The organism is Streptomyces sp. TRM49041, assembly GCF_008271805.1.
Classification (GTDB): domain Bacteria; phylum Actinomycetota; class Actinomycetes; order Streptomycetales; family Streptomycetaceae; genus Streptomyces.
Map to the genome: position 1 here is coordinate 21,919 of NZ_VSRY01000049.1, position 10,425 is coordinate 32,343.

General features: G+C 71.8%; 8 protein-coding genes. 3 read left to right on the top strand and 5 right to left on the bottom strand.

The genetic code is table 11. The features are described from left to right. Positions 1 to 28 precede the first annotated feature (28 nt). From FVS66_RS02465 to FVS66_RS02475, 3 genes are all read left to right on the top strand, one after another. A complete protein-coding gene (locus FVS66_RS02465) occupies positions 29 to 1,471 on the top strand; it encodes an MFS transporter (RefSeq protein ID WP_149179290.1) in 1,443 nt (480 codons plus the stop codon). 12 nt (positions 1,472 to 1,483) lie between these two features. Next, positions 1,484 to 2,053 carry an RNA 2',3'-cyclic phosphodiesterase gene (gene thpR, locus FVS66_RS02470; RefSeq protein WP_149179291.1) on the top strand — a complete coding sequence of 190 codons (570 nt, stop codon included), beginning with the start codon at positions 1,484 to 1,486 and terminating at the stop codon, positions 2,051 to 2,053. 280 nt (positions 2,054 to 2,333) lie between these two features. Next, positions 2,334 to 3,323 (top strand): aldo/keto reductase, encoded by a 990-nt coding sequence (locus FVS66_RS02475; RefSeq protein WP_149179292.1) that lies wholly within the window; start codon positions 2,334 to 2,336, stop codon positions 3,321 to 3,323. 48 nt (positions 3,324 to 3,371) lie between these two features. Here FVS66_RS02475 and FVS66_RS02480 read toward each other — a convergent pair whose 3' ends face one another. From FVS66_RS02480 to FVS66_RS02505, 5 genes are all read right to left on the bottom strand, one after another. Continuing rightward, positions 3,372 to 3,962, bottom strand: coding sequence for a Uma2 family endonuclease (locus tag FVS66_RS02480; protein ID WP_149179293.1), 591 nt, complete (start codon positions 3,960 to 3,962; stop codon positions 3,372 to 3,374). 566 nt (positions 3,963 to 4,528) lie between these two features. Further along, positions 4,529 to 4,732, bottom strand: a complete 204-nt coding sequence (locus FVS66_RS02490) for a hypothetical protein (RefSeq protein ID WP_149179295.1) — start codon at positions 4,730 to 4,732, stop codon at positions 4,529 to 4,531. A gap of 327 nt (positions 4,733 to 5,059) precedes the next feature. Beyond that, a complete protein-coding gene (locus FVS66_RS02495; RefSeq protein WP_399224723.1) occupies positions 5,060 to 7,213 on the bottom strand; it encodes an FG-GAP-like repeat-containing protein in 2,154 nt (717 codons plus the stop codon). 9 nt (positions 7,214 to 7,222) lie between these two features. Continuing rightward, positions 7,223 to 7,684, bottom strand: a complete 462-nt coding sequence (locus FVS66_RS02500) for a hypothetical protein (protein ID WP_149179297.1) — start codon at positions 7,682 to 7,684, stop codon at positions 7,223 to 7,225. Between the two features lie 25 nt (positions 7,685 to 7,709). Then, a partial coding sequence (locus FVS66_RS02505; RefSeq protein ID WP_262386767.1) for a polymorphic toxin-type HINT domain-containing protein occupies positions 7,710 to 10,425 on the bottom strand: 2,716 nt, incomplete at its 5' end.

A 10,425-nucleotide genomic window follows, 5' to 3' on the forward strand; every position in this document is an offset into this window, starting at 1 on the left:
CGAACCCCGGCCGAGGAGGCGAACCCTTTTGAGTACGGGATCCGGAGCAGACTCCGCCCCCGCACACAACGGCGACCACGACACCACCCGCACTCGCATCCGTACCCGCAAGACCGGCGGGACGTTCTCGTCCCTCAAGGTGCGGAACTACCGCCTCTTCTTCACCGGGGCCATCGTCTCCAACACGGGCACCTGGATGGCCCGGATCACCCAGGACTGGCTGGTCCTCAGCCTCACCGGCTCGGCCGCCGCCGTCGGTATCACCACCGCGCTCCAGTTCCTGCCGATGTTGCTCTTCGGCCTGTACGGCGGCGTCGTCGCCGACCGGTACCCGAAGCGGCGCCTGCTGCTGCTCACCCAGAGCGCCCTCGGCCTGTGCGGGCTCACGCTCGCCGGGCTCACACTCTCCGGCCACGTCCAGGTGTGGCATGTCTACCTGGTGGCCTTCCTTCTGGGCATGGTCACGGTCGTCGACAACCCGACCCGGCAGTCCTTCGCGTCCGAGATGGTCGGCCCCGCACAGCTCCGCAACGCCGTCAGTCTGAACTCGGCCAACTTCCAGTCGGCCCGGCTCGTCGGCCCCGCCGTCGCCGGTCTGCTGATCGCCTCCGTGGGCAGCGGCTGGGCGTTCCTGGTCAACGGCCTGTCGTTCCTCGCCCCGCTCACCGCCCTCCTCCTCATGCGCCCCGCCGAGCTGCACAAGGTGGAGCGCGCCCCGCGCGGCAGGGGCCGGCTGCGGGAGGGCCTGCGCTATGTCGCCGGCCGCCCGGACCTGATCTGGCCGATCGCGCTGGTCGGGTTCATCGGCACGTTCGGCTTCAACTTCCCGATCTGGCTGACGGCCTTCGCCGACGGGGTCTTCCACGTCGGCCCGGGCACGTACGGCTTCCTCAACACGCTCATGGCCGTGGGCTCCCTCATCGGGGCGCTCCTGTCGGCGCGGCGCGGCACCTCGCGGCTGCGGATGCTGGTGGGTGCGGCGGCGGTCTTCGGGGTCCTGGAGATCGCGGCGGCACTGTCCCCCGGCTTCTGGCTGTTCGCCCTGCTCCTGGTCCCGATCGGCATGGTGGGCCTGACGGTCAACGTCACGGCGAACTCGTATGTGCAGCTGGCGACCGACCCGGCGATGCGCGGCCGGGTGATGAGCCTCTACATGATGGTGTTCGTGGGCGGTACGCCCCTGGGCGCGCCGCTGCTGGGCTGGATCACCGACACGTACGGCGCCCGTGCGGGCTTCGCGACGGGCGGCGCGGTGTCGCTGGCCGCGGCGGCGGTGATCGGCCTGGTGCTGTCCCGTGCGGTCGGCGTACGGCTGAGGGTGGAGCTGCGGCGTTGGCGGCACCCGCACGTCCGCTTCGTATCGCGGGACGGGCGTGACGGGCGTGACGGGCGTGACGGGCAGGAAAGGCGCGACGGGCGTGAAGGGTACGAAGGGCGTGAAGAGGCCCGGCGTCTGACCGTCAGGGCGTGACAGACTCGCCGTATGAGGCTTTTCGCTGCCGTGCTGCCGCCACGTGCGGTGGGCGACGAACTGGCGCTCCTCGTGGAGGAGTTGCGGGCACTGCCGGGCGCGGACGAGCTGCGCTGGACGGGCCGCCCCGGCTGGCACTACACCCTGGCGTTCATGGGCGAGGTGGACGAGGCCCTGCTCCCCGATCTGTCGGAGCGGCTGGCCCGGGCCGCACACCGTACGCAGCCGTTCCCGCTCCGCGTCCACGGGGGCGGGCGGTTCGGCCGCCGGGCCCTGTGGGCGGGCGCGGCGGGCGGCCTGGACGACATGCGGCTGATCGCCGAGCGCGCGGACGCGGCGGCCCGGCGCGCCGGCGTCTCGATGGACGAGCACCGCCGCTACCAGGCCCACCTCACCCTGGCCCGCAGCCGCGTGGACAGGGACCTGCGGCCCTTCGTGGCCGAGCTGGAACGCTTCAAGAGCAGCCGCTGGGAGGTCACGGAGCTGCACCTCGTCCGCAGCAACCTCCCCGTATCGGGCGTACCGGGCGAGGGCCCGCGCTACGAGACGGTCGGGTCCTGGCCGCTGGGCGGCCGGCGGTGAGGCATCGGTGAGGCCGCGGTGGGCTCCGGTTAACCTCGAAGTGTGGACCCGAAGACCCGAAACCGGATCATGGCCGGTGTACTCGTACTGATGTTCGCGATGATCGCGTTGGCGGCGGCGGTAGGCCAGTAGGCCGGACCGCCCCCGCCACGCGCAGCCATACAGCCCCCGGAACCGCGGCGCCGCAGCTGGTCGGCGGTGCGGGGCGTTGTCGCATGGACGGGCAGCTGCGTGGGCGGCTCTTGCCTGGAGCGGGCTCGAAGCAGTTGGCTTGTGCCTCATGAAGTACACGCAGCTCGGACGCACGGGACTCAAGGTCAGCCGACTCGTTCTCGGCACGATGAACTTCGGTCCACAGACAGACGAACCGACCAGTCACGGCATCCTGGATGCCGCGCTCGACGCAGGTCTGAACTTCGTGGACACAGCCAATGTGTACGGGTGGGGTGAGAACAAGGGCCGTACCGAGGAGATCATCGGCTCCTGGTTCGCCAAGGACCCGTCGCACCGGGACAAGGTCGTCCTCGCCACCAAGGTCTACGGGAACATGGCCGCCGACGGGGACGTGTGGCCCAACCACGACAAGCTCTCCGCCGCGAACATCCGACGGGCTGTCGACGCGAGCCTCAAGCGGCTGCGGACGGACCACATCGACGTCTACCAGTTCCACCACATCGACCGCAGCACCCCGTTCGAGGAGATCTGGCAGGCGATCGACGTCCTGATCCAGCAGGGAAAGATCCTCTACGCGGGTTCCTCCAACTTCCCCGGTTACAAGATCGCCCAGGCGAACGAGATCGCCTCCCGGCGCGGGATGGTCGGGCTCGTCAGCGAGCAGTGCCTGTACAACCTCGCCGAGCGGCGCGCCGAGATGGAGGTCCTCCCGGCGGCGCAGGAGTACGGGCTCGGGGTCATCCCCTGGTCGCCGCTGCACGGCGGCCTGCTCGGCGGGGTCGTCAAGAAGGAGGTCCAGGGCGGCCGGCGGGCCTCCGGCCGGGCGGCCGCCGCGCTGGCCGACACCTCGGTGCGCGCGCAGGTGCAGGCGTACGAGGACCTGCTCGACAAGCACGGTCTGGAGCCGGGCGAGACCGCCCTGGCGTGGCTGCTGACCAGGCCGGGGGTGACGGGACCGATCGTCGGCCCGCGCACGGCGGAGCAGCTGGAGAGCGCGTTGCGCGCCCTTGAACTGGAGCTTCCCGAGGAGGTCCTGACCGGCCTCGACGAGATCTTCCCCGGACCGGGGCCGTCGCCGGAAGCCTTCGCTTGGTGATCAAGTAGTACCGGTGTCGGTGCCGGATCAGTCCTCGGAAAGCGGCGGTCAGTCCCTGGGGAACTCGTCGGTGGTGAGGGTGAGCCCGACGGGCGTGTCCGTGAGGTCGATGGGGTCACCGAACACCGACCGCACCTCGTGGGTGTACTCGCCGTCCTTGGGGGTCGTGTGGGCCACACACTTGCCCGTGTACGGGTCGACGATCAGGTACACGGGCACTCCGGCGGCGGCGTAGGCGTCCTTCTTGGGGCCGTAGTCGTTGAGGCCGGTGCTCCTGGAGATCACTTCGGCGACGAACACGACGTCCTGGTACGCGTATGCGCCCTTGTCGCTCGGACTGGCGCCCTCGGCCACCAGGGTCACGTCCGTCGCGAACCCGTTGAGGTGGCCCGGGTAGTCGATGCGCACATCGGACAGCACGCGCTTCCTCGGGTACTTGGTCCGAAGCTGCTCGACGATGCCCAGAATGGTGTCCCAGTGGTTCGCACGCTGCGGCGTCATGAAGATATGCCCCCCGACGATCTCGGTCTTGATCCCTCCGGGGACGGGCATCTTCTCGAGCCACTCGAACATCTCGTCCAAGGTGCGCTCGTCGCTGCTGTCGGCCATGCAGATCCTGTCGTTCTCTACGACGGTCATGGTGGCGCTCCTCCCCGCCGCCCACGCGTGCGGGCAGCCGCGCACTACAACGCTACTCGCCACAAGAACGACACGCCCGTGGCGACAACTCGCCAGGCCGCCCGGTCGGCAGCGTCTTGAGCCGCTCCGCCCGGGTCTCGGGTTCGAGGCCACGCGGGCCCGTGACGCCCGCGGGGCCGCCCCGGGCGTCACGGGCCCCGAGGGCGAACAGGCGGACGGACCTGACCGGTGCCTCACCCACCGGCCGTCCGTGCCCTTCGGAGATGTGGCGGGCGTCGGCACCGAGCCGTTCACCGGCTATTTCCCCGTCCCCGACCGCGGCGGCTGACGCAGACCGGCCCGGTTCATGGCCCGTACCCGCGCCCGCGCCCGCAGGACCACATCCGGCGGCGCGGGCGTCACCGCGTCCGGCGGGCAGTCCCACTCGCGTCCGCCACCCGGCGGGCGGAGCTGGACGTACCCGCCCACGTGGCCCATCACCTGGCCCACCCGCCCGTCGCGCGTATCGACACCGTACGAACCCACCTCGGACGAAGGGCCCGACACCGCCGTCCTGCCTGCCGCCCTCATGTCCGCGCCCCCTCCAGCGCGGCCGCCAGCCGTACCGCCGTGTCCAGATTGCACCTGCCCAGCTCGACGAGTGGATACGGCACTTCACTGGTCACGGTGACCAGGTCGACCCCCAGCGAAGGCAGGACGACACCCGCCTTCAGCAGCTCGCCCCGCAGCTTCGCCACCGTCTCTTCCGCCGCCCCCAACCGCTCCTTCATGACCACGCACCTCCATACGCTGAGTATCGCGTTCCACACACAGCGTGGCCATAGAGTCGTCGGCCTGAACGGAGTCGGGACCCCAACAACCCCATCTGGCTAACGGGAGTTGCACCATGCATGGTCCCTGTACGGCCTGATCGACCCGCCGCGCGACCACAGCGTTCGCAACATGTCCTGGTCAGACCGGTGGCGTCCCTCGCCGATGGGCGGCAACCGGCCTCGAAGCCTGAACAGGACAGCCAGGACAGCCGGGACAGCCGGGACGGCCGACAGGCCCGGCGCTCAGGAGTGCGCCGGGCCTGCCGAAGGGGGTGTGAGATGTGGTCAGACGTAGTACGGGTGCATGAAGTACGTCTGGCCGTAGATGAAGCTGTTCGGCGAGGACTCCCAGCCCGGCAGCGCGCCGTTGAACATGGCGTCGGGCTTGGCCGTCCAGGTCCACAGGCGGACGGCGCCGGAGGACGAGTCGCCGTACATGGCGCCGAGGTCGTCGCGGCCGTCGCCGTTGTAGTCGCCGACCACCAGCTGCATCGACGAGACGTCGAGGCGGCCACTCAGGGTGAGCTTGGGCGTGGGGCCGAAGGCGGTGCCCGTGGAGAGGAGGGTCCGGACCGTGTCCGTACCGTCCGTGTGGTCGTACCAGAACATCAGGTCGTCGCGGCGGTCGCCGTCGAAGTCACCGGTGCGCGGCTTGGCCCGGTTCCAGTCGAACGTGGTGGCCGCGGGGCCCGTCCACCACGTCGACGGGGTGGTGAAGACGCCCTCCGTCGTGGTGGGGAAGACATACGTCCTGATGCTGTTGTCGCCCTGGCCGTAGAGCAGGCCCACCTCGTCGCGGCCGTCGCCGTCGAAGTCGCCGGTCACGAACTTGGAGCGGGAGGCCAGCCAGGTGCCCTTGGGGCCCGACCACTCGGACGGGATGAGCCGCACGACGCCGCCCTTGCCGTTCGACGTCAGCGTCCACAGCTTGGTGACGCCCGTCGTGCGGTCCACGTTCCAGATCGCCACGTCGTCGTAACCGTCGCCGTTGAAGTCGCCGGCGAGCGGGGTCATGTAGCTCTCGTGGAAGGTGACGTGGTTCGGGACCACCTCCCACGCCTTGGTGGGCTCGCTGTACGTACCGTCGGCCTGGCCGAGCGAGATGAACAGCTTGACGCTGCTGTCGCCGTAGCCCTGGATCGCCATGAAGTCGGCGCGTCCGTCACCGTTGAAGTCGCCGGTGGCGCGCTTCATGTGCTCGTTGCCCCACTGGCCCACGGCCGAGGTGTACGTCTTCCGGTAGCCGCTCAGGCTGCCGTCCGCCTTGCCGGAGAAGGTGTACGTGGCGTCCGTGCCCTGCGGGAAGTCGTACCAGGCGGACATGTCGCCGCGGCCGTCGTGGTCGAGGTCGCCGCGGACGGCGGTGTTGCTGGACCACACGGCGGTGCCGGACGCGTCCCGGATGACGAAGTCGCCGGAGTTCAGTACGGCCGCGCTGCCGCCGGACGCGCTGGTGCCCGACTGCCACAGGGTCGTGCCGGACGCGGAACGGACCACGAGGTTGCCGTCCGTGCCGAAGTGGGCCGTCGCGCCCGCGTTGCCGGCCGTGCCCGTGGACCACAGGACCTTGCCCGCGACGGAGGTGACGACCAGGTTGCCGTCGGCGCGCATGGCCACCCGGGCGGAGGCCGACACCAGGATGTCGCCCGCCCGGAGGGTCTGGCCGGCCGGGAGGGCCGCGCCGAACCGCATGCCGTCCGTGCGGGTCGCCACCGCGTCCGTGCGCGTGTCGGACGAGCCGAAGCAGCCGCCTTGCCAGGAGCGGGTGTTGATGCCGACCAGCTCGAAGCCGCCGCCGGACTTCTGGCGCAGGAGCGGGCCGCCGGTGTCGCCCGCGCAGATCGCGTCGCCGGCGGTGGCGCCGGTGAGGGACAGAGTGCCGTCCGCGACGGCGTCCACGCCGAACGTCGCGGCGTGCAGCTTCTCCGGGCGCCACTCGGTCTTCGTACGGCCGAAGCCCGCGGCCTTCAGGGCCTCGCCCTGCGCCACGGGCGTGGCGGCCAGCGGGACCGGGGTGACCCCGGTCGCCGGGGCCGCGAGGCGGGCCAGCACCAGGTCGGTGCCCTCGCGCGGCGCCAGCTCGACGACCTCGGCGACCTGGCCGCCGGTGCCGAGCAGGTCGTTGCGGCCGACGGTCGCCACCGTCTTCAGTGCGGGCTTGCCCGCAGCCACCGTGCCGCCGGCCACCGGGTCGGCGGCGAAGCACGCGGCGGCCGTGAGGATCCACTCCGCGTCGACGAGCGCGCCCGAGCAGGCGCGCGTCTGGTCGCCCTCACCGATGTGCAGGTTCGCGGTGAACCCGTACGAGGCGTCGGTCACGGCGGCACCGACCACCGCGTTCGCGGGGATCGCGGTACCGAGGAGGCCGGTGGCGACACCGGCGGTGACTATGCCCGCCGTCCACGTGGACCTGAGGGACCTTGGCGATCTGCCAAACACAGACATTCCTTATCGGTTGGAAAAGGTGGTCAGCGGCCCGAACGGGTTCTCAAGGCCGCAGAGCTCCTCGACCGCTGAGCCGAGGAAGCGCAGGGCGTCGCCCGTGCCGACGGCGTCGGCGTGGCGCTCCCAGAGGACCGACCGGCCCTCCGGAAGGGGGGCGACGGCGTGGTCGAGATGGGCGTCGACGGCGACACGGGCCGAGCAGCCCGTGTCGCCGACGGTCACCGCGGCGACGAGATCGATCTCGTGGCTCCGGCCGAAGTCCGGGGTGAGCCCCACCACGAACCGGTGGAGCAGGGTCACCCGGACCGAGCCGTCGTCCCGGGGTTCGTTCCGCAGCTCGTGCGTGAGCTCCCGGTACTCGCCGAGCCCGCCGCTGTGCAGCAGGAGGCCGCTCGCGTGCCCGGCGAGCCGGTTGTCCACGCGGTCCAGCTCCCTCAGGAACTCCACGATCTCGCTGTACGCCATGGGGTTCGGTCCTTCTCTTCGGCGGCTAGCTGGCCATCAGGGTGTAGACGATCCAGGTTCCCTTGTGGCCGTTCTCGCCCTTGTCGACGCGCCGGATCAGCAGTTCGAGAGTGCGCGCGTCCTTGACGTTGCCGCTGCTGTCGGCGACGCGGCCGATCGGGTCCTTGAAGGTCTTCTTCAGGATCCGCTCCGTGCCACGCGGGTTCCTCGCGGCCCACTTGTTGAGGTCGACGCCGTCGAGGACGGCGTCGATGCTCTGCTGGGCGGTGCTCGGGTCGAGGCTGGACGCCTTGCCGCCCTTCAACGTGGGGGCGCGGGTGATGATGTCGTCGTCCGAGAGGCCCACGTGGTCCTTCGCGTGGCCGCCCGCTATGTTGTAGTCCTTGTTGAGGTTGCCGCAGTTGTGGACCAGCAGCGGCGCGTCGCCGGCCAGCGCGTAGTAGGTGTGCAGGCCCTTGACGGACAGGTTGTAGACCTTCTGGACCTGCGTCCAGGTACGGGTGTTGACGACCTCGACGGTGGTGCCGTCCGGGGTGCGCAGCTCGGCGCCCGGGCGGAGGTGGCCGGCGTCGACCCATGCCTTCTGGTCCTGCGCCCAGAACGGGTGGCCGTCGGTCGCCGTGACCGTGCCCGTGGCGTCGCCGCGGTCGCCGTCCGTGTCGACGGTCAGCCGGACGAGGGTCTTGGTCCCGTAACCGACGATGACGTCCTCGACCGGGCGTGCCGCCGTCCGGCCGCTGCCGGGGTCGGTGGCGAGGACCCGGTCACCGATCCGTATGCCGCTGATGGGCGCCGTCGTACCGTCGGCCTTGGCGACCGGGGTCTCCGGGGTGAAGCTGTTGGGCACCTTGCACGGCGGCGGGCTGCTCTTGCCGAAGAGGCCCCGGAAGAAGTCCGTCGCCTTTCCGCCCCACTTGCCGAACTTGACGGCGGAGGCGCCGTACCCGGCGATCGGGACGGCGGAGGCGCAGGACAGTCCGGCGTCGACGGCATCGCCCTCGGCGCCGTACCAGGCGCAGTTGGCACCGTCGGCGATCTCGCCGAAGCCCGGGACCAGGCCGCCCACGTCGAGCAGGAAGTGGCCGGTCTCGGAGAGGATGCCCCACACGTCGGTCTCGTCGGCCTCGGCGTTGGCCGCCTCGATGATGGCGGCGTTCTCCTTCAGCTCGTCGATCCGCCGCTGCTCCTTGCGGGCCGCCTCCTCGCGCCGCTTCGCGGCCTCCTCGGCCTTCCGCTTGACGACGAACGCGGCGTACGCCTCCTTGGACGCCTTGTCGGCGGCGGCCGCGTCCTTGCCGGCGGCGATCGCCGAGGCGCGGGCCGCGTTGGCGGCCGCCCAGGCGTCGTCGGCGGAGTAGCGCGCGGCGGCCGCGGAGTCGGCGGCACGGGCGGCGGACACGGTGGCCTCGCGGGCGGCCGCCTTGGCGTCGGCCTCGGCGGCGCGGGCGGCCTTGGCGGACGCGGCGGCCTCGTTCGCGGACTTCTGGGCGGCGTCCGCGGACTTACGGGCGTCGTCCGCGTACTTCTTGGCCTGGTCGGAGGACGCCTTGGCCTTCTTCGCCCAGTCGGCGGCCTCGGCGGCGGCCTTGCGGGCGAGGGCGGCGACCCGGGCGGCCTCGGCGGCCCGCTGCTGGGCCGTCGCGGCGGAGGCGGCGGCCTGGGCGATGAGCTGCTGGACGGCCGCCTGGTGGGTGGCGGCGAGCTGGTCCTTGCGCTTCGCCTTGTACTGGCCGACCTCGATGAAGTGGTGCAGGAGCTGCGGCGGGCCCTCCAGGGCGATCCTGGCTGCCGCCTTCACCTCGGGGCCGCCCGTGCTGAGCAGCCGGGCGGCCGCGACCCGCTCGTCCTCGGTGCGGGCCGTGTACTGGACGGTGGTGATGAACTCGCGGAGCTTGTCCGTGGAGCCGTCGTTCAGCGCTTCCTGGGCGGCGGCGTTGAGGCCCTTGCCCGCGTCGTCGCTGATCTGCACCACGCGGACGCGGTAGTCGTGGGCGGCGGCCTCGTGCTGGCCGGCCGCCAGGAACGCGCGTACCTTCGCGGCCTCGCCGCCCAGGGTCTGGACGGCGGCGGCCCGGACGTCGGACGACTCCGCCTGGTCGGCGAGGCGCTCGACGCGCACGAGTTCGTCCTGCTCGACGGCGTCGTCGCGCCCGGTGCGTACGTAGTCGACGACCGCGCTGTCCGGCCCGGCGAGGGCGGCCTGCGCGGCTGCGGTGCCCCACGGGCCGCTGTGCTTCATGGTGGCGACGGCGACCTGGCGGCCCTTGGCGGCCACCTCGGCGAGGTCCGTGCCGGGCTTGGCGGCCTCGGCGGCGAGCCGGTCGGCCTCCGCGGTCAGCTTCGCCGCCTCGGCGGTCGCGGCGGCGGCCGTCTCGCGGCGCTCGTCGTCGGCGGCCTTGAGGTCCCGGGCCCGCTCCACGGCCGCGGCGGTCCGGGTTTCGAGGTCCTCCTGCTCGGACCGCCGGGCCAGGTCGTAGATCTTGCGGGCCTGGGCCACGGCGTTGGTCGCGGCGGTGGCGGCCTTCTTCGCCGCGGCGGCGTGTGCCGTGGACTCCTTGGCGGCCTTGGCGGAGTCGCCCGCGTGCTTGGCGGCCTCGTCGGCGGCCTTCGCCGCGTTCTCGGCGTGCTGGGCGGCGTCGTTGGCGGCGTCCCGCGCCTCGAAGGCGGCGGTCGCGGACTCGCGGGCCAGCGCCTCGGCGGCGTTCGCGGCGCGCGTCGCCTCGGCGGCGTGGCGGCGAGCC

What these genes read in the sequence shown, in the direction of transcription:
- thpR (WP_149179291.1), top strand. Translation starts at nt 1,484, where the DNA reads ATGAGGCTTTTCGCTGCCGTGCTGCCGCCACGTGCGGTGGGCGACGAA.
- FVS66_RS02490 (WP_149179295.1), bottom strand. Translation starts at nt 4,732, where the DNA reads ATGAAGGAGCGGTTGGGGGCGGCGGAAGAGACGGTGGCGAAGCTGCGG.
- FVS66_RS02475 (WP_149179292.1), top strand. Translation starts at nt 2,334, where the DNA reads ATGAAGTACACGCAGCTCGGACGCACGGGACTCAAGGTCAGCCGACTC.
- FVS66_RS02500 (WP_149179297.1), bottom strand. Translation starts at nt 7,684, where the DNA reads ATGGCGTACAGCGAGATCGTGGAGTTCCTGAGGGAGCTGGACCGCGTG.
- FVS66_RS02480 (WP_149179293.1), bottom strand. Translation starts at nt 3,962, where the DNA reads ATGACCGTCGTAGAGAACGACAGGATCTGCATGGCCGACAGCAGCGAC.